Raw genomic sequence first — 19,590 nt, 5'->3', positions numbered from 1 at the left:
GAGAACCCAGAGAGAAGAGAAATAGAGAAGATTTGTGTGTTAGTTTTGGGATATTTTTTTACTTGGAAGTCCCTTATCAGTAAGCAGTACAACAAGATTCCGCAACTCATGTCAGGGACTTAGTGCAACAGCCAAGATCGTAATGAAAGCAACTAAGCGATCGCTGCTTCGACTAAAAATAAAGTCGCCATTCTGCAAGATACTAAAAATACTTGTGGTTGAGCAGTCAAAGGCTATGAAGATAATTACATCAGCACAATACCATCAACAGCATCTAGAAAGCCGCAAGCAGTATGAGGTTGTCTACAACACCGAAGGTTACGATCGCATTGTCAAATATAGCGATCGCTATGTTACAGGCAGTTATCGAGAAGTTGAACTGCGACACGGAGTCCGTCTGCTACTGTATGATGGCACATGGCTTAAAGACTTAAGTGTAGAAACCTTGTTTGACAGTCATCAATGGATTGTAGCCAGGTTTTCCCTGGCAGGAAGTGGTAGGATATTGATTTCTGGAAATCAAGATAAATCTTTCCAAGCTGATTACTTACACCAACCAGGTAAAAACTATTTATTTTATTTGTCAGATATTAAACAAATTGACGAAATAGCAGTAGGTACAGAACTAACAATTTTAATTCTCTTCAATTTTGATTTCTTTAGGTCATTTGCTACAGGTTCAGAAGTTCTACCCGAATCATTACAAGCACTACTAGAGTCTGACACTCTACCTCTATTTCATCGTCAAGTTGGTCAAATCACCCACCAAATGCATTTGGCCTTAAAGCAAATTTTGCATTCTCCTCATCAGGGGATGATGAAGCGGATGTATTTAGAAAGCAAAGTCATGGAACTTTTATCGTGGCAATTGACTCAGTTTGTCGAAACTCAACAGGGACAGTATCCATTTACTAGTCTCAAGCCTGTTGATGTGGAAAAAATTTACCAAGCTAAAGAAATTTTAATTCAAAATCACATCCAGCCACCTTCACTGATTGATTTAGCACAGCAAGTTGGGCTGCATCATATGAAGCTAAAACTTGGCTTTCGTGAGATTTTTAGCACAACAGCATTTGATTGTTTGCGGGATTATCGTTTGGAACAAGCAAAGCAGTTTTTACAAGAGGGCAAAATGACTGTAGAAGAAGTGGTAAATGTGGTTGGTTACTCACATCTAGGTCATTTTAGAAACGCTTTTAAGCGTAAGTTTGGTATTACCCCTGGTGCTTGTAGAGCCGGGAAAAAGATTGTTATGGAATGATGATTTTTTATTCTATGGAATAATAAGGATTGGGATTGGGAATAAGTTTTGTAGTGTGTGTTATACCGCTCTCTTACGCACCCTACCAGATTAGATATGGGAATAAGAGAGTAAAAGTTAATACTACACCATCACCACGACAAGTTTTAACTTGTCCTTTATGGCCTAATTTTTGTCCTCCATGGCCTAGATTTGTTGTCCTGTAAATACGTAAGCTCCTTAAAATAGTTGCAAATTATTTTTAATAAAAATTTGGACTAAATTTCTGTGAGGAGCAACATCTTGCAACAACCTTGGCAATTTTTTATTTTTAATCTAGGGATTGGGTTTTTTGTCCCACTATTACTGACTCAAGGAGCTTTGGCTGAGTCAAAACAGAGTCAACTCATCACTGAAATACCTACAGTCATTGATTCTCAAACGCTCTCAACCGATGCCAAAAACTTGTTATCTCAAAATATAGAGAATGATTTAGTGGTGAAAATCACTCAAATTAAGGTGAACACCACAAATAAAGGAATTGACGTAATTTTAGAAACAACTGCATCGGAAAAATTGCAAATAGCTGTCAATAGTCAAGGTAATAACTTCATTGTTAATATTAAAAATGCTCAATTGTTTCTGCCATCAGGTAACAAATTTAGCCAACAGCAACCAGCACAGGGAATCACTGCTGTAACTGCCACTAACTTTGATGCCAATACTATCCGGCTGACAGTAACGGGTGAAGCGGGTTTGCCAGTTGTGGAGTTGTATGATAGTCCAAGGGAAGGTTTGGTTTTTGCTGTTGCGAGTGCGGCTGCTTCTGGGCAACAACCACAAACACCACAACCTCAACAAAAGCCAACAAACCAGACTCAGTCAGAACAACCATCAGCAGGGAATGATGAACCGATTGAGTTGGTGGTAACGGGGGAGCAAGATGGGTATCGCGTACCCAATGCTTCCGCCGCCACAAGAACCGATACGCCCCTGCGTGACATTCCCCAATCGATTCAGGTAATTCCTCAAGAGGTTCTGCGGGATCAACAAGTTACCAGTACTGCTGAGGCGCTCAAAAACATCACTGGTTTGACGATAAGCGGTGCAGGTGGTGCCAATACTGGTACTACAGATGTCCAATTTAAGACTCGAGGGTTTGATGGCAATGCGATCAGGAATGGGTTGCCAACTGGATTTGCGGCTAATTCGCTTGAAGTATCGAATATTGAGCGAATTGAATTGCTCAAAGGTCCAGCTTCAGTTCTGTTTGGTCAGGGCAGCCCAGGTGGGACGCTGAATGTGATTACCAAACAACCTCTGCGCGACCCTTTTTATGCCATTGAAGCAACCGTTGGCAGTGATGATCTTTACCGGGGTGCTGTGGATCTGTCTGGACCACTGAATAACTCAAAGACAGTATTATATCGACTGAATACGTCTTACCTGGATAGAGACGGAACCACTGATTTTTTCAACAAGAAAGTGTTTTTTATTGCGCCTGTTCTGCGTTGGGACATTAGTGAAAAAACCAACTTGACTCTAGAGGCAGATTACACTGATTTAAAAACTGAAGCTAACCCGCGGGGTTTACCCGCCGTTGGCACTGTCCTTCCCAACCCCAATGGTGAAATACCGCGTAATCGCTACATTGGTGAACCTGACAATAATGAAGAAGGGAAGACGGGTAGAGTAGGATACAGGCTGGAACATAAGTTGAGCGACAATTGGTCATTCCGAAACGCCTTCAATGCAGGGTTCAGTCGATACGATTTTAACAAAGTTGCCTTTCCTGTCGGTCTTGAGGACGACAATCGAACCTTGGAGCGTATTGGTATTACCGACCAAAAAGAGTATTCCAATAGTTATAACTTGACAGCAGATATGATTGGTAAATTCTCTACTGGCTCGGTTCAGCATCAATTACTATTCGGAGTCGATCTCAGTCGGTTCGACACCATTGAATCGAGCGGTGGTTATGGTACTGCACCATCCCTCGATCTGTTTAATCCGGTTTATGGTCAGCCGTTCGGTCCTGCCACTGATAAATATAAGACTTCCGGTTCGACCGATACATTGGGCATTTATGTTCAGGATCAGGTCAACTTGACTTCTAATCTGAAGTTGCTGCTTGGTGGACGTTTTGACACCTCCAGCTCCACAAGTAGAGATGAGTTAGCCAACACAGAAAGCAGCCAATCGAGTGATGCCTTCACTCCTCGTCTTGGTATCGTCTATCAGCCCATAGAGCCGATTTCGCTTTATGCCAGCTACAGCCGCTCCTTTACCCCAAACAGTGGAACAGATTTTTTTGGCAATCTGTTTCAACCCGAACGCGGTACTCAGTATGAAGTGGGCATCAAGGCAGATATTAGCAGCAAACTATCGGCAACCCTTGCCTTTTACGACCTGACCAAATCCAATATTCTTACGGACGATCCAGATAATTTTAACTTTCAGATCCAAATTGGCGAACAGCGCAGCCGGGGCATTGAACTCAGCCTGTCCGGTGAAATCTTGCCGGGATGGAAATTCTATGGTGGCTATGCCTACACCGATGCTCAGATTACAGATGATACTAATCTTGATCTAGTCGGGAACCGATTAAACAATACGCCGGAGAATGCCTTGAACCTGTGGACAACCTATGAAATTCAAAAAGGTTCTTTGCAAGGGTTGGGGTTTGGATTAGGCTTTTTCTTTGTCGGCGACAGGCAAGGCGATTTGGCAAATACCTTTAAATTGCCCAGCTATTTCACAACCGATGCTGCCATCTTCTACAAACAAGGACGGTTACGCACACAGCTCAATTTCAAAAATCTGTTTGATGTGGACTACTTTGACACTGCCCTTAACGATCTGCGTGTTTTTCCAGGTGAGCCGTTCACCGTGCAAGGCACGATTTCTTGGGAGTTTTAAGGGAAGTGATGGCAATGGAGGGCGATCGCCGGCTGAACAGGTTGCCCAATACAGTTTTAATTTGTGGACAACATATGAAATTCAATCTAGAAGTTTGAAATAACTAGGGCTTGGCTTAAGGCTATTTAATGATCGCGCTTCTTTTCATTATAAATATAGCAATCCGAAATCATTCGTGAGAGAGAAAATCGCTTAAAAGTTTTAAAACATATACTTTTAATCTCCATATTTTCTCACGTTTCAATTCGGATTATTATAAACAACTTTTTTCTCTAGTTGTAGAGCATCTACCATGCAAATAAAATCCTTTCGTCATCTAGTTTTCACCCTACACCGCTACATTGGTTTAGCAGCGGGACTAATTGCAATTCTCGTTGGTCTGACTGGTAGTCTATTGGTCTTCCACTCCGAAATTAGCAACTTCGACCAGCAGCGCCGAATCGGCATCATTACTCCTCAAGGTACACAATTGCCAGTTGAGGCTGTCATGAGCATTGTGAAAAAGAAATATGCCGATCGCCCAGACGCAACATTCCAGACGATTTTCCTGCCAAACAACCCAAATCAGCCGATGAATGTTGTCTTGAAAACTAAGGAAAATGACTGGATTGAAAACTACGTTAACCCTTACACAGGAGCAATTCTCGGCAATAGATTGGAGCCAAGCTTTATCCAAAAGTTTTTTGAAATCCTCTACCCACTCCATTATGCTCTTTTGGGGGGTGATATTGGCTATAAGTTTGTAGGCATTATTGGTTTATTGATGTCCTTTATGGGCATTACAGGTATTATGCTTTGGCCCGGTTGGCGTAAGTTGATTAGCGGCTTCAAAATCAAATGGAATGCTCATCCTAAACGAGTTAACTTTGATGTTCACAAAGTTGCTGGTGTGATTACAGCAGTATTTCTGATATGCACTTTTTTCACCGGATTTTGTTGGAGCTTTGCTGAGTTCATCAACCCGACGATCTATGCGGCTACATTCAGTAAACAGCAACCGACTCCGGTATCTTTGCCCATTGCTGGTAAATCCCCGCTCAGACTTCCAGAACAATTAAAAACTGCTCAAGCTGCTTTATCGGATGGAGCGCTCAGGAGAATTTACTTTCCAGTCAAACTAGAAGATGCCTTCATGGTTCGCTTTAAACTTCCCCAAGAAAATGAGGACTATGGTCAGAGCTATGTTTATCTTGATCGATATAGTGGTAAAGTTTTGCGAGTGGATAGTTCTTTGAAGATATCGTTAGGCGATCGCATTATCAATTCCTTTGTCCCTCTGCACTACGGTACTTTCTGGAGACTGCCATCCCGAATTTTCTACGTCTTTGTCGGACTTGCACCGTTAATTTTGTTCATCACTAGCTTTGTCATGTGGCGGTATCGCTATCAACCAAAAACTAGCATAAGCGATCGCTCAATAGAACTGTCACATTCACACCGCAATTAACTGACAATACGCGATCGTAATCCTAATTTGAGGTTTTTCGTATTAAATACAACATTTAACTGGGTTAAAAATCTGATTTTGACAGTTTGGGGTGCGGAATGTGGGCTTTAAATAATTTTTTGGAGAGGGCGCATATTTTTATACCATTTTTCTCAGACTAAAGTGGTAAAAAATACAATAAGCCCAAGGGAAAAACGTAGAATATTGACGAGTCTTTGGTAAGTTTGAGACATTTATACAGTTCTCAATAGCTATTTGTCATTAATATGTAGACAAAGAACAAAGGACAAATATGATTAAAATCCTCCATCTTTCCGACATCCACATGGGAAGTGGCTTTTCCCACGGACGAATTAATCCCGCAACTGGATTAAATACACGATTGGAGGATTTTGTCAACACCTTGTCTATATGTATTGACCGAGCGCTCACTGATACTGTTGATATGGTGATATTTGGTGGCGATGCTTTCCCGGATGCAACACCACCGCCTTATGTACAACAAGCCTTTGCTAGCCAGTTTCGCCGTCTCATGGATGCCGATATTCCAACAGTGTTGTTGGTAGGCAACCACGACCAACATTCCCAAGGACAGGGAGGAGCAAGTTTAAATATTTACCGCACTTTGGGAGTGCCGGGGTTTGTTGTCGGTGATACATTAACTACTCACTGCATCGAAACCCATAATGGCAAGGTGCAAGTAATTACCCTCCCTTGGTTGACGCGTTCGACTCTGATGACTCGCCAAGAAACTGAAGGTTCATCTTTGGCAGAAGTCAACGAACTGTTAACTGAACGTTTACGAGTTGTTATGGAAGGGGAAATTCGCCGTCTTGACCCTGATGTGCCAACTGTTCTTCTGGCTCACTTGATGGCTGACAATGCTAGTTTGGGGGCAGAACGCTTTTTGGCAGTAGGTAAAGGCTTTACTCTACCCCTATCTTTGCTGACGCGACCTTGTTTTGATTATGTGGCATTGGGACACGTCCACCGCCACCAAAACCTGAATAAATCTAACAACCCGCCGGTGATTTATCCAGGGAGTATTGAGCGGGTAGATTTTAGTGAAGAAAAAGAAGATAAAGGCTATGTAATGCTGGAACTGGAACGGGGAAAGGCTGAATGGGAATTTTGTCCCTTAACAGTTCGGACTTTCCGCACTATTGAAGTGGATGTCTCGAAAGCAGATGAGCCGCAAGCGGTGTTAATGAAAGCGATCGCTAAGTATGATATTCAAGATGCCGTAGTGCGGCTAATTTACAAACTCCGCTCCGAACAGATGGATTTGATTGACAGTTCCTCTCTACATACTGCTTTAAGTCCTGCTCACACCTACACCATTCAAGCAGAATTAGTAAGTCAATTAGCCAGGCCCCGGATTCCTGAATTGAGTGCAAGTAGCAGCATCGACCCAATGGAAGCCTTAAAAACTTACTTGAACAACCGCGAAGACCTCAAAGACATAGCAGCATCAATGCTGGATGCTGCACAAAAGTTGCTAGCAGATGATGTGGAAATCTGGCTAGAAGCAGCAACTAGCGAGTAGGATAGATGCCAATCATATTTCAAAATAGTATGTAGAGACGCGAAACTTCGCGTCATCTGGAAAAACCCACGGAAAACCTAACCTCTTAACCGAATGGCACTAAGTTAAGCTGAAGGTTAGGCGGCGTAAGGATTGCAGGGGTGCAGAGGGGCAGGGGGGCAGAGGGGAATTTCTATCTCTTCTGTTCGTATGCTTAAAATTGCTTAAAATTTTTCCTTTCTCCCCTGCTCCCCTGCTCCTCTGCACCCCTGCTGCCTCAACGATTTTCCCTTTTCTTAGTGCCATTCGTTTCTTACCCCCCTTTCGGACGCGGGAAGCGGGAAATTTCAAAGTCTCTCTCCTAAAATAAGAGAGATTTTGAGAGAGGTTTTCCAGATATGGTAAAAAGTCAGTTACTAAATGGGGTTCTTGGACAAGATGCTAGAACCCTTTGATGAATTCTCCGATACAGGTTAGGATAATCCATCAATTAGAGGAAAAAGTTCAAGCCCACTTAATCGCGCTGTAACACGAAAGTCACCCAAATTTATATTTTTGGGCAGATTATTGAGGAGTTTGCTACTCTACTATCAATTGTTGTTTTTCTTCTAGCTAGAGGAAATTTTGGAATAAGTAAAAAAAGTTATTGAGCCTTGAATAAGCTACTGTTTACAAGTAAATCTTTTCGTTTCATGGCTTTTGTTCTACCACTAATCATCTGGTGGGGATACAAAGAAGTACAAAGCCAATTTGTACAGCCGCAAGCAGTTGTAGTTTTGGGTGGTTCAACGAGACGTTTAGAGCGAGAAAAATTTACGGCTGAGTTTGTACGCCAGCATCCAAATATACCGATTTGGATTACTGGAGGCAGTCCACCTAGATTCACCCAACGGGTGTTTACCAAAGCTGGTGTCGATCCCAAACGTTTACACTTGGACTATGAAGCTGTAGATACAGTTACTAATTTTACTACGTTAGTAGATGATTTGCAAGCTCGTGGCATCAAGAGCGTTTATTTGATTACTTCAGACTTCCACATGCGTCGGGCTTGTGTCATCGGCGAAATTATTTTGGGTAGTCGAGGTATTTATTTAAGACCAGTACCAGTTCCTTCAGAAAAACCGCCTGAGTCTATCGAAAAATCTATCCGCGATGGAGCTAGAGCAATAATTTGGTTGGCAACTGGTTACACTGGTGTGGATGCAGCTAAAAATAAACGGTAAATCATCAGTAAGAATTTGCACGCTCTTAAAGGAACTCAAAATAGGCAAATTAAGACAATTAATGCCAATAATGGTGATATTAACTAAGGTAATAATAGACACATAGAACTACAATTATCGAAAAACTAGCGCAACATCAACCTTCAAATAACACAATACAAAAACCAGTTAACAATTTTGGCTCATTTGGTTAATTGGTAAATACTTTGCATCCGCCAAAATTTCAAGCTGCAGCTTGGGTAACTCGAATTTCTCTGTGTAGTTCGGGAAAAAAAACGCACCAATTCCCTCCACAATTTGATACCCTAGCTTAAACAGATTTGAGAAAAGTTAAAGCGTGGAAATTCAACTTGGGCGGGGAAAAACAGCTCGCAGAGCTTATGGAATAGATGAAATTGCTCTAGTCCCCGGTAACAGAACACTAGACCCCAGTTTGGCAGATACTAAGTGGCGTATTGGGAATATTGAGCGAGAAATTCCGATAATTGCCAGTGCTATGGATGGCGTAGTAGATGTTCGTATGGCTGTACGTTTGTCACAGTTAGGAGCGTTAGGTGTCCTCAATTTAGAGGGGATTCATACTCGCTACGTTGACCCAGAGCCAATATTAGATCGGATTGCCTCTGTGGGGAAAGATGAATTTGTTGCCCTGATGCAAGAACTCTATGCCGAACCAATAAAGCCGGAATTAATTGAAAAACGTATTCAGGAAATTAAACAACAAGGTGGCATTGCTGCGGTAAGCGCAACTCCAGCCGGCGCAAGTAAATACGGCGAGGCGGTGGCAAAAGCTGGGGCAGATTTATTTTTTGTCCAAGCTACAGTAGTTTCTACTGCACATCTGTCACCAGAATCTGTAGTACCACTTGATTTAGCAGAATTTTGTCGTTCCATGCCCATCCCTGTGGTGTTAGGGAATTGCGTGACTTACGAAGTGACGTTGAATTTGTTGAAAGCTGGGGCGGCTGGTGTTTTGGTGGGAATTGGCCCTGGCGCTGCTTGTACGTCCCGTGGGGTTTTGGGTGTGGGTGTGCCACAAGCAACTGCGATCGCAGATTGTGCAGCCGCACGAGATGATTACTACAACGAAACTGGTAACTATATCCCCATTATTGCTGATGGCGGTTTAATCACTGGTGGCGACATTTGTAAATGCATTGCCTGCGGTGCTGATGGTGTAATGATTGGTTCTCCCTTTGCCAGAGCCACAGAAGCCCCAGGACGAGGCTATCATTGGGGTATGGCGACTCCCAGCCCAGTCTTGCCCCGTGGCACCCGCATTCGCGTTGCAACCACTGGCAGCCTAGAGCAAATACTCATTGGCCCAGCAGGGCTAGATGATGGCACTCACAATCTTTTAGGAGCCTTAAAGACGAGTATGGGCACTTTAGGAGCCAAAAATATTAAAGAAATGCAGCAAGTGGAAGTTGTGATTGCCCCTTCCCTGTTAACCGAAGGTAAAGTTTACCAAAAAGCTCAACAATTAGGTATGGGTAAGTGAAGGAACTGGGGACTGGGGACTGGGGACTGGGGACTGGGGACTGGGGACTGGGGACTGGGGACTGGGGAAGAGTTTTCCCAATTCCCAATTCCCAATTCCCAATTCCCAATCCCCAATGCCCAATGCCCAATTCATCAATAAATTTTTCCAGCCCCCTAAACAATTGCTGGAAAAATCCTATATGTCGCCTACAATAGAGATAGCGGAGACGAATGTTTCCGTTCACTCCTCACACCACACTCCGCCCGGACTACTGTTCGGGCGGTTCCTTATGTTTGTAAATAAAAATAAGAGAGCTTCTTTGCAAATGTACATCCTCGCACTCCTAAGCTGAGGTTTTTGCTATGGTAGAATTTTCACCAAGTTCTGATATTATTGGCGAAGGTTTTAGGCATGTCAACAGCCGCACAAGTTACCGATTCTAGTTTCAAGCAAGAAGTACTCGACAGTGATGTACCAGTTTTAGTTGACTTTTGGGCACCCTGGTGCGGACCATGCCGTATGGTAGCTCCTGTTGTCGATGAAATCTCCGAACAGTACAAAGGTCAAATCAAGGTCGTTAAAGTCAACACGGATGAAAATCCTCAAGTTGCTAGTCAATACGGCATCCGCAGTATTCCCACATTAATGATTTTTAAAGATGGACAAAAAGTAGATATGGTGGTGGGCGCTGTACCTAAAAGTACATTAGCTTCCACTCTCGAAAAGTATCTTTGATACTCAATTGGTTCACAAAATCCTCTTGAGCTATCCGTGTTGTTCTCACTTTAGGTTAATTTTTATAAACAAGTTTGAGAGGCGCGAATTTCCCGTCTCTCAAACTTGTTTACATTTGTATACAGTTTCTGATTCTAAATATTCTTAGGAGCTTTCTGCCTCAAAAACAACTCTTTAAATTCCCGCACTACTAATTTCTAGCGCATATAGCAAAAGAACTGCGATCGCAACATCATCGCTTTATCTATAACTTTATTTCTTTGATCGGGCATCATGCTCTGACTAAATCAATCAGTCTATTGCTCATAGCATCTGACAAGACAAACACAGCAATCAATGTTTGAATGAGAATAGAAATATCTACAGCAGACAGCTTTAATGGGGGTGCGATCGCAACCTAATCTCAATCTGACTCAGGTTGCTAAAACTTAAAGGAAGATTAAAATCAGCAATTAACCAAGTCGATTCAAGAAAATCTTGGCTGAGTTATTTCTAATTAGGTTCCATAGATGTTGAAGTAGCGATATATTTTGATAATCTATCTTCCATAAATCAACTGTTCGTTGTTGAATCTATGAAGTCTTATTTAGCCGCCGCTATTCAATTGACAAGTGTGCCCGATCTACACAAAAATTTGGCTCAGGCAGAAGAATTAATCGAGCTTGCCGTGCGTCAAGGTGCTGAATTGGTAGGCTTGCCAGAAAACTTTTCCTATATGGGAGAAGAAAAAGATAAACTCGCGCAAGGTGATGCGATCGCTCTTGAAAGTGAAAAATTTCTCAAAAAAATGGCTCAACGCTTTCAAGTTACGATCTTGGGCGGCAGCTTTCCACTTCCCGTAGACAATACAGGCAAAGTTTTTAACACCACTCTACTTATCGATCCAAGCGGCCAAGAACTTGCCCGCTACTACAAAGTACATTTATTTGATGTTGATGTCCCTGACGGCAACACCTATCGGGAATCCAGCACGGTTGTGGCTGGTACACAACTTCCCCCAGTCCATTTCTCAGAAAAACTGGGTAATCTAGGGCTTTCTATTTGTTATGATGTCCGCTTCCCTGAACTGTACCGTCATCTGGCAGAAAAAGGAGCCGATGTTATCTTTATTCCCGCCGCCTTTACGGCCTTTACCGGCAAAGACCACTGGCAAGTGTTACTACAAGCCAGAGCTATCGAAAATACAGCCTACGTCATTGCTCCTGCCCAAACGGGCAATAACTACGCCCGCCGTCTAACCCACGGACACGCCGTTATTATCGACCCTTGGGGCGTAATTTTAGCCGATGCTGGGGAAAAACCGGGAATTGCGATCGCTGAAATCAACCCCACTAGGTTAGAACAAGTCCGCCGTCAAATGCCCTCTTTACAACATCGGGTGTTTTAGGGATTGGGGGAAGAGGCAGAAGGGCAGGGGAGCAGGGGAGCAGGGGGAGAAAGAATAACTAATGCCTAATGCCCCATTTCCCTTATGAATAAAACAAAAAACCGGGTAAATACCCGGTTTCTGACAACATTAAAATCCTCAGTTTTTTAGGAATATAGTAGCACTATGCCCCTACTTATTTCTTGTCAGAATTAAACTTTAGCAGCAGCTTTGGTGACAACGTTGAGTTCACCTTTAGCATACTTAGCAGCAAAATCTTCTAAAGAAATCTGCTTAATCTTGCTTGCGTTGCCAGCTGTACCAAATTGCTGATAGCGTTCAGCACAAACCTTTTGCATATATGTAATAGAAGGCTTGAGGAAGTGACGGGGGTCAAACTCCTCTGGTTTTTTAGCCAAAGCTTCACGGACAGCAGCAGTAATAGCCAAACGGTTGTCGGTGTCGATGTTTACTTTACGTACACCACTCTTAATACCTTTTTGGATTTCTTCTACAGGTACACCGTAGGTTTCAGGAATTGCACCACCATACTGGTTAATCAGTGCAAGCAAATCTTCAGGTACAGAAGAAGAACCGTGCATTACCAAGTGGGTGTTAGGCAGACGGCGGTGAATTTCTTCAATACGGCTGATGGCCAAAATTTCACCAGTCGGCTTGCGGGTAAATTTGTAAGCACCGTGGCTTGTGCCAATGGCAACAGCCAAAGCATCTACTTGGGTGGCTTCTACGAAGTCAACAGCTTCATCGGGGTCGGTTAGCAGTTGTGAGTGGTCGAGTGTACCTTCAAACCCGTGACCATCTTCAGCTTCCCCAGCACCAGTTTCTAGAGAACCTAAACAACCGAGTTCACCTTCAACACTGACACCCAAAGCATGAGCTACGTTTACAACTTCGCGGGTAACATTGACGTTGTATTCAAAGCTAGCGGGGGTTTTAGCATCAGCTTCTAAAGAACCATCCATCATCACGCTGGTGAAGTTGTTCTTAATTGCTGAGTAGCAGGTAGCAGGAGCATTCCCATGATCTTGGTGCATGACAATGGGAATGTGAGGATAGGTTTCTACCGCCGCCAAAATCAGGTGGCGGAGGAAGTTTTCTCCTGCATAATTACGAGCGCCGCGTGAAGCTTGTAAAATTACGGGGCTATCTGTCTCGACAGCAGCCTTCAGGATTGCCTGAATCTGCTCCAAATTGTTAACGTTAAAAGCTGGGATGCCGTAACCGTTTTCAGCTGCGTGATCCAACAGCAGCCGCAGTGGTACAAGCGCCATAGATAGTCCTCCTAATGTGGTTGTCAGCTAGTCGGTCTGAGAAAAGCGCAATCATTACGCTAAATCTTAAGAGTTTTTTCAACTTATAGGAAATTATAACTAGTGTCGTGTATCTATGTTGAAAAAGTTTACGTCATCGTTACTATCAATATGTTCTATACTGCTGTACTATCGGCCATAGCTGCTCTGTATTGCTGTACATTTAGTTACCTTACAGCTAGTAGCTCTGGTAGCCCAGTACCCAAAATTGGTCATTTAAAAGCGATCGCACCTTGGCTGTAAAAATCCGATCAACAAGCGATCGCTTCAACTTAAACCCACTAACTCTTGATAAATGCTATGAGGTTGTTTTGTCGTGACTATTGCATTTGGGATTAGATTATGCATAGCCTACGTAATTAGTAAAATTTTACCATAAAGGGGCGTAGGTGTAGCTCGTTGTAGATATCGCACTGCTAATTAGATGCAAAGGAAAAACTATTGGTAATAGGAATACCGTCAAATTGTTGTCCGACTGCGCTATTTGCCTGAATATCACCAAGAGGCCAGTTTGATGAGTCATTGTAAGCGCCTACACGCTCAAGAGTTTTTCCAGTTTTGTTAGCCACCAGAACAGTATATTTCCGGTCAAATCTGATACCGTCTACTATTTGGTCAAAAGTTTTACCTGCATCAATAGTAATGCTGGGTATGGGTAGGGGTATCGCACCATGAGCATTACTATGAAAACCACCAAAGGTAATGCCTACAACCAACAATAAAGCAAGAAAAATTCTAGTTAGAGCTTTAGCCCTCGGTAACTGTCTCCCAGCCACACCGTAGCAGATACAGATTGCAGATAACCCCCCGCTACTAGCAAAAACTGCCATCCTGTTGCCAAAGCTGCGATCGCTTCTTGATGTTTAACCGCCAAAGCCAACACCCGCCCATGACTAAACCAAGCGTCAGCTAACTCAGGTTGCAGTCCTATTCCTTTCGCAGAAACACTACACCCGCGTTCAATTTCTTGAAAGCTTTCCACCAGCACCCGCCCCACCGTCGCCCAAACACTCCACTGTTCAGGAAAACGCTCAAGCATCTCTTCTAGTAGGGTTGTAATGCTTCTAGTCGTCCAGCAACGGGCAAAATCTTACACAACGCTTGATAGATTTCACAATCGTTCGGATACAAACTATAAGCTTTCAACATCATCTCGCCGCCGCTTGATATTCTCCGGTGTGGAACAAGCATTGTCCATAGTAATACCAACCACTAGGATGATTGGGGTATGGTATTTCCTTTATCGGTAAGTTCTCAGTTTTCAGACCGACTAAGGAAATAAAAGCTTTTTGCTCAAAATACGCCTGCATCTGTTACTTCCAGTTGAAAAGCTCAATTCAGTTATTCACCTTTAACTCGCACTCAAGTAACCGTATAATTACTGAAATAACTGACAACTTAGTTAATTTGGCTTAGACTGTAATCTTTTTTTATCTTCAGTAAAAAGCGATCGCTTATCCAAAATTTTTGGTTCCCCGGAGCGATCGGATTCACAAATTTCCTAACGATGAAACTCGCCTCTACTTTCATCTAAAAAGCTTCAGCGAGTATTTTTTAAACTTCTATATGGGTCGCCCGGGATTCGAACCCGGAACTAATCGGTTAAAAGCCGAGTACTCTACCGTTGAGTTAGCGACCCTTTCGCTGCATTTCGCAACTTTGCAATCATAGCATATACATCTATAGATTTGTAAAGGGGTTTAGAAAAAATTAGCCGTCAACCTTATAGATGCTGTGTGGCTAGCTCCTGGTGCTAATACAGTCAGGTTATCACCTGTATTGAGAGAGTTACGGGTGGCACTCCACGGCTCTAGACAGTAGAATTCTTTGCCTTTGACTGTCCAAAATACCAGGTAGGTAGAGAAATCATCATAATCCAAGGTGAGTTTTAACTTCCGGCTACGATCTATCGCAGTGGCTGATTTACTCGTTAATTGTTCAAAGGCAAAATCAATTTCATCACGGCTAAAGTCAAAATTGCCATTAAAAGAGTGAAATTCCTTAGTTTGATTATCTTGATACTGCTTAGAGGGGATTTCAATCTCTAACCGAGTTTTATCACCACACAAAAAGTAGGGATGGAAACCAGCCGAAAAGGGCATTGGTGTGGATGACAAGTTTTTATACTGCTGCCGGACTTCTAAGGTATTACCTTGAAGTTGGTAAGTGAAAGCCAGTTGAAAATCAAAAGGATAAACTGCCTTAGTTTGCTCATTGCTATCAAGAACAACAGTGAGACTAGCTTTATTTCCAGTTTCTTGTTCTGTTACTTTCCACGGCAATTCACGGGCGAAACCGTGTTGTTTGAGAGTATATTTTTGCCCGTTATGAGTATAAGTATTATCTGGAAGATTGCCACAAATGGGAAACAAAATTGGATTCCCACCTCTGACACTCAAATCAGGATGAGTAAAGCGTTCAGTATCCAGGTAGAAAATTTCTTGCCCTTGAATGCGCCAACGGGTAACGATCCCACCGCGTTCTGGTACAACTTCCAACTGAGAACCAGCGCCTTCATCTGAAAGAATGTACGTCTTATATTGTTGCTGTTGAACTGCAATGCTAAACACAAATTTTATTCCTGGGTAAGGTGGAGTGCTGAGTCCTGAGTCCTGAGTAGAAGAAAAAATACTCAGCCCTCAGCACTCATAACTCAGCACTGTTTATTCGTCTTCTGCAAACACGAAACGATATAACTCGCTTGGGTCTGGTTCGGGGCTGCTTTCGGCAAACTTAACGGCTTCGTCGATTACATCCTGAATTTTAAGGTCAATGGCTTTGATTTCTCCTGCATCTGCGAGATTTTGCTCCAGCAAATAAGCTGCCAACTTCTTAATTGGGTCACGGGCGAACCAAAATTCTTTCTCCGCCTTGCTTCGCATTTCATCTGGGTCAGCCAAGGAGTGACCCCGGAAGCGGTAAGTAAGCGCCTCAATTAATGTTGGGCCTTCACCTGCGCGGGCACGGGCTACAGCCTCTTGGGCCACGGCTCGGACTGCTAATACATCCATGCCATCCACTTCCACGCCCACCATGTTAAATGCACTGGCTTTTTTATAAATCTCTGGCTGGGAAGTCGCTCGTTCGTGAGACATCCCAATGGCCCATTTATTATTTTCGACTACAAACAGAATTGGCAGTTTCCATAAGGCTGCCATATTTAGCGTCTCGAAAAACTGACCGTTATTAGCTGCACCGTCGCCAAAAAAGCAAGCTGTCACTTGGTCAGCATTTTTATCTCCTAACACTTCACGGCGATATTTGCTTTGAAAAGCCGCTCCAGCTGCTACAGGAATTCCCTCAGCCACAAAAGCATAGCCACCCAGCAAGCGATGCTCCGCAGAAAACATGTGCATGGAACCACCGCGCCCTTTGCTGCAACCTGTGGCTTTGCCAAATAATTCTGCCATTACCTCTCTTGCTGGTACTCCCGCACTCAAAGCATGAACGTGGTCGCGGTAAGTACTACAAACGTAATCTTCACCTGGTCGCATTGACTGTACAACACCAGTACAAACAGCTTCTTGACCGTTGTACAAATGGACAAAACCAAACATTTTGCCCCTGTAGTACATTTCAGCGCACTTGTCTTCAAACAAGCGCCCTAATACCATGTCCTCATACAACCATAATCCTTCTTCTTTAGTAATGCGCGTATTAGCAGGATTAAATGTGGGTAAAGTACGCTCTTGAACCATTATTTTTGAGTATCCCTGTTGTACAACTTAAAGTTACGGTCTTAAATAAGTTGGTCTGATAACACCTCAGCTTTTAACAGGCTAGCGTTTGTAAGACTCAACAATCAAACTTTATTTATGCACCAAAAAAGGGTCTTAGGGAATAGCTGAATTTTTAATTTTTGATTTTTAACTTTTCAGCCCATACCCCGTGAGGATTTGACTTTAACGACAATATATGTAGCTTTAAGTTGTTCTCTCTCACTTTTCCCCTTCATAGACTAGCAATCAAGATCGACTGCTTTCTGCATATCCACTAACAATTTAAAAAAAAGGACGCAAAAATCTATATACCCAAATAGGTAATTGTAATTAAAAGTTAATTATGATATCATCTTGGTCTCTCGTTATCAGGGTCAATTCCCAATAGTAGTATTTTTGTTACTGATACTGGGAAAGTACCGAAAAAATCAATCATCAATAGATTCTAGGAACCACAACATTTATGCCGTGATTAAAAGCGGTAGTTGTGGTTTGTGGTATCGAGGGCTGATAATAGTCTGTGTTAAACAAAAATACTAAGAATTAAGACAAACAATTGAGGCTTTCTAGGCGAAAGCAAAAAATTAGTACTAAAATGTGACTCAAAATTTCGGGAAGGTACAAAACAAGTTGTTGCGATATACACTTGTAGAGTAAATTCTATACGGCATTATTATGGCACGGTTTTACAGGCCTGGAAAGCTCTAGGTGAATTATGTTGATCACGGTGCAGGGGAAGTAGGCTGTGCGAATTCCGCTAGATTACTACCGAATTTTAGGACTACCGTTAGCGGCAAGTGAAGAACAATTGCGACAGGCATACAGCGATCGCATTGTCCAATTGCCACGACGTGAGTATTCTCAGGCAGCAATTTCTTCTCGTAAACAACTCATAGAAGAAGCTTACGTGGTTTTATCAGATCCAAAACAACGCAGTACCTACGATCAGCTTTATCTTGCCCACGCCTATGACCCTGATAACCTTGCTGCTGCCGCAGTAGCGCTGGAAAATCGTCCAGAAAGCACTAAAAGGGGTATTGAGACTCAAAGTCTGGGTATCGAAATTACCCAAGACGAATTAGTTGGTGCTTTATTAATTTTGCAAGAGTTGGGGGAATATGAACTTGTCCTAAAACTAGGTCGTCCGTACCTGGTAAATAAAAATGGTGCTACAAGTGCAAGAAAGAGCAGTAATTTAGCAGACGAAGAAATTTATCAAAATGCAGAACATCCCGATGTTGTTCTCACTGTAGCCCTTGCTTGTTTAGAATTAGGTCGCGAACAGTGGCAGCAAGGTCACTACGAAAATGCTGCCATATCCCTAGAAACTGGGCAAGAACTGCTAGTACGCGAAGGGTTATTCTCTAGTGTCCAGGCGGAAATTCAGGCGGATCTTTACAAATTGCGACCATATCGAATTTTGGAGTTGTTGGCACTACCTCAAGAAAAGACTGCCGAACGCAGCCAAGGCTTGGAATTATTGCAAAATCTTCTAGAAGATCGTGGTGGCATTGATGGCACAAACAATGATGACTCTGGCTTAAACATAGATGACTTTCTGCGATTTATCCAGCAGTTACGCAACCACTTAACAGTCGCAGAACAGCACAAGTTATTTGAAGCCCAAAGCAAACGTTCTTCTGCTGTTGCCACTTACTTAGCTGTTTATGCATTGATAGCACGGGGATTTGCTCAACGGCAACCTGCTTTAATTCGTCAAGCAAGGCAAATGCTTCTACGTCTGGGTAAGCGCCAAGATGTCCATTTAGAACAGTCGTTATGTGCGTTACTTTTGGGACAAACTGAAGAAGCAACTCGGGTTTTAGAACTTAGTCAGGAGTACGAGGCTTTAGCTTTTATTCGGGAAAAATCTCAAGACTCTCCAGATTTATTACCTGGGCTGTGTCTATATGCCGAACAGTGGTTGCAACACGAAGTATTTCCCCATTTCCGAGATTTAGCAAACCAGCAAGCTTTCCTAAAAGTTTATTTTGCTAACCAACAAGTGCAAGCTTATTTAGAAGCACTGCCAAATGATGCAGAAACAACTAATGAATGGGCTGTAATTAATCCCCAGTCTTTTCCTCGGTCTAAGACAAATAGTCCTCATTTCCACAACAATTCAATTAGGAATTCAGAGAAATCTAATCACAGCAGAACACCTAACTCAGATTTACCAGAAACACCATTAAAAGAAATACCTGAATATCCAAACTTCTCACCGCCTCTGTGGAATTCATCTGAAAGTGTAAAATCAGAGGTTCCTGCTGCTGAACGGGTGAGCAGAGGCACTAATCAGCATTTGAACGGTTCAGCTAAAAGTGCCGCGCCCAGTCATAATCAAAAGCGCAGAAGGAGAAAACCGACTCCATCTGCGAGTCGAGAGCGTGTAGCTGATAATCGACCTCATGCTCGTCGTCCCCGACGGCGGCGAACTTTTGCGAACACCATAGAAGGAAAAACACGGCTCGTATGGAGAGTGTTTATTTCTTTGGTAAGTATATTAGTTTTTTGGGTGTTAGCCACAACAACTTTTGGATGGTTAAAAAATCTGTTTTTTCCTCCACTCTCTCCGAATTATCCACAGTTGTTTATAGAGATA

General features: G+C 42.8%; 16 protein-coding genes and 1 tRNA gene. 10 read left to right on the top strand and 7 right to left on the bottom strand.

Going from position 1 to position 19,590, the window contains the following annotated elements:
• Window positions 1-235: 235 nt before the first annotated feature.
• From V7K42_RS20390 to V7K42_RS20355, 8 genes are all read left to right on the top strand, one after another.
• Complete coding sequence (locus V7K42_RS20390) at window positions 236-1,261, top strand: helix-turn-helix transcriptional regulator (RefSeq protein WP_334919179.1); 1,026 nt, start codon at window positions 236-238, stop codon at window positions 1,259-1,261.
• A gap of 267 nt (window positions 1,262-1,528) precedes the next feature.
• On the top strand, window positions 1,529-4,159 hold the full coding sequence (locus tag V7K42_RS20385; RefSeq protein WP_334919178.1) for a TonB-dependent siderophore receptor: 2,631 nt from the start codon (window positions 1,529-1,531) through the stop codon (window positions 4,157-4,159).
• A 292-nt stretch (window positions 4,160-4,451) separates the two neighbouring features.
• Complete coding sequence (locus V7K42_RS20380; protein ID WP_334919177.1) at window positions 4,452-5,606, top strand: PepSY-associated TM helix domain-containing protein; 1,155 nt, start codon at window positions 4,452-4,454, stop codon at window positions 5,604-5,606.
• 292 nt (window positions 5,607-5,898) lie between these two features.
• Window positions 5,899-7,152 carry an exonuclease SbcCD subunit D gene (locus V7K42_RS20375; RefSeq protein ID WP_334919176.1) on the top strand — a complete coding sequence of 418 codons (1,254 nt, stop codon included), beginning with the start codon at window positions 5,899-5,901 and terminating at the stop codon, window positions 7,150-7,152.
• Window positions 7,153-7,823: 671 nt separating this feature from the next.
• Window positions 7,824-8,354: a YdcF family protein gene (locus V7K42_RS20370; RefSeq protein WP_334919175.1), complete on the top strand. Its 531-nt coding sequence runs from the start codon at window positions 7,824-7,826 to the stop codon at window positions 8,352-8,354.
• Window positions 8,355-8,691: 337 nt separating this feature from the next.
• On the top strand, window positions 8,692-9,855 hold the full coding sequence (locus V7K42_RS20365) for a GuaB3 family IMP dehydrogenase-related protein (protein ID WP_334834334.1): 1,164 nt from the start codon (window positions 8,692-8,694) through the stop codon (window positions 9,853-9,855).
• Window positions 9,856-10,248: 393 nt separating this feature from the next.
• On the top strand, window positions 10,249-10,572 hold the full coding sequence (gene trxA, locus V7K42_RS20360) for a thioredoxin (protein WP_012411836.1): 324 nt from the start codon (window positions 10,249-10,251) through the stop codon (window positions 10,570-10,572).
• A gap of 574 nt (window positions 10,573-11,146) precedes the next feature.
• Complete coding sequence (locus tag V7K42_RS20355; protein WP_334919174.1) at window positions 11,147-11,959, top strand: carbon-nitrogen hydrolase family protein; 813 nt, start codon at window positions 11,147-11,149, stop codon at window positions 11,957-11,959.
• Window positions 11,960-12,150: 191 nt separating this feature from the next.
• On the opposite strand, the gene fba is transcribed toward V7K42_RS20355, so the two are convergent.
• Complete coding sequence (fba, locus tag V7K42_RS20350) at window positions 12,151-13,230, bottom strand: class II fructose-bisphosphate aldolase (RefSeq protein WP_100898838.1); 1,080 nt, start codon at window positions 13,228-13,230, stop codon at window positions 12,151-12,153.
• Window positions 13,231-13,332: 102 nt separating this feature from the next.
• Here fba and V7K42_RS20345 point away from each other — a divergent pair, with 102 nt between their 5' ends.
• Window positions 13,333-13,512, top strand: coding sequence for a hypothetical protein (locus V7K42_RS20345; protein ID WP_334919173.1), 180 nt, complete (start codon window positions 13,333-13,335; stop codon window positions 13,510-13,512).
• A gap of 173 nt (window positions 13,513-13,685) precedes the next feature.
• On the opposite strand, the gene V7K42_RS20340 is transcribed toward V7K42_RS20345, so the two are convergent.
• The 6 genes from V7K42_RS20340 to pdhA all read right to left on the bottom strand — a co-directional run bounded on the left by V7K42_RS20340 (window position 13,686) and on the right by pdhA (window position 16,967).
• Entirely contained in the window at window positions 13,686-14,045 is a 360-nt protein-coding gene (locus V7K42_RS20340; protein ID WP_334919172.1) for a hypothetical protein, read from the bottom strand.
• The gene (locus V7K42_RS20335) at window positions 14,009-14,308 is read right to left on the bottom strand and encodes a hypothetical protein (protein ID WP_334919171.1); all 300 of its coding nucleotides are present in this window, start codon (window positions 14,306-14,308) and stop codon (window positions 14,009-14,011) included. Before V7K42_RS20335 ends, V7K42_RS20340 begins: the two co-directional genes overlap by 37 nt.
• Before the next feature lie 109 nt (window positions 14,309-14,417).
• Window positions 14,418-14,579, bottom strand: a complete 162-nt coding sequence (locus V7K42_RS20330; protein WP_334919170.1) for a hypothetical protein — start codon at window positions 14,577-14,579, stop codon at window positions 14,418-14,420.
• Window positions 14,580-14,836: 257 nt separating this feature from the next.
• Window positions 14,837-14,908 (bottom strand) — tRNA-Lys (locus tag V7K42_RS20325).
• Window positions 14,909-14,969: 61 nt separating this feature from the next.
• A complete protein-coding gene (locus V7K42_RS20320; RefSeq protein ID WP_334919169.1) occupies window positions 14,970-15,839 on the bottom strand; it encodes an aldose epimerase family protein in 870 nt (289 codons plus the stop codon).
• Window positions 15,840-15,932: 93 nt separating this feature from the next.
• Window positions 15,933-16,967 (bottom strand): pyruvate dehydrogenase (acetyl-transferring) E1 component subunit alpha, encoded by a 1,035-nt coding sequence (gene pdhA, locus V7K42_RS20315; RefSeq protein WP_334892368.1) that lies wholly within the window; start codon window positions 16,965-16,967, stop codon window positions 15,933-15,935.
• 766 nt (window positions 16,968-17,733) lie between these two features.
• Between pdhA and V7K42_RS20310 the strand changes: the two genes are divergently transcribed.
• The coding region (locus V7K42_RS20310; protein ID WP_334919168.1) for a J domain-containing protein at window positions 17,734-19,590 on the top strand (1,857 nt) is incomplete at its 3' end.

Origin of the sequence: Nostoc sp. (assembly GCF_036917455.1) — a bacterium.
GTDB lineage: Bacteria > Cyanobacteriota > Cyanobacteriia > Cyanobacteriales > Nostocaceae > Nostoc.
The sequence above is the reverse complement of the archived record's forward strand: the minus strand, read 5'-3'. Positions and strand labels throughout refer to the sequence as shown.

Coding starts and splice junctions, on each gene's coding strand:
- trxA (WP_012411836.1), top strand. CDS start 10,249: ATGTCAACAGCCGCACAAGTTACCGATTCTAGTTTCAAGCAAGAAGTA.
- V7K42_RS20335 (WP_334919171.1), bottom strand. CDS start 14,308: ATGCTTGAGCGTTTTCCTGAACAGTGGAGTGTTTGGGCGACGGTGGGG.
- V7K42_RS20355 (WP_334919174.1), top strand. CDS start 11,147: ATGAAGTCTTATTTAGCCGCCGCTATTCAATTGACAAGTGTGCCCGAT.
- fba (WP_100898838.1), bottom strand. CDS start 13,230: ATGGCGCTTGTACCACTGCGGCTGCTGTTGGATCACGCAGCTGAAAAC.
- V7K42_RS20330 (WP_334919170.1), bottom strand. CDS start 14,579: ATGCAGGCGTATTTTGAGCAAAAAGCTTTTATTTCCTTAGTCGGTCTG.
- V7K42_RS20375 (WP_334919176.1), top strand. CDS start 5,899: ATGATTAAAATCCTCCATCTTTCCGACATCCACATGGGAAGTGGCTTT.
- V7K42_RS20390 (WP_334919179.1), top strand. CDS start 236: ATGAAGATAATTACATCAGCACAATACCATCAACAGCATCTAGAAAGC.
- V7K42_RS20370 (WP_334919175.1), top strand. CDS start 7,824: ATGGCTTTTGTTCTACCACTAATCATCTGGTGGGGATACAAAGAAGTA.
- V7K42_RS20380 (WP_334919177.1), top strand. CDS start 4,452: ATGCAAATAAAATCCTTTCGTCATCTAGTTTTCACCCTACACCGCTAC.
- pdhA (WP_334892368.1), bottom strand. CDS start 16,967: ATGGTTCAAGAGCGTACTTTACCCACATTTAATCCTGCTAATACGCGC.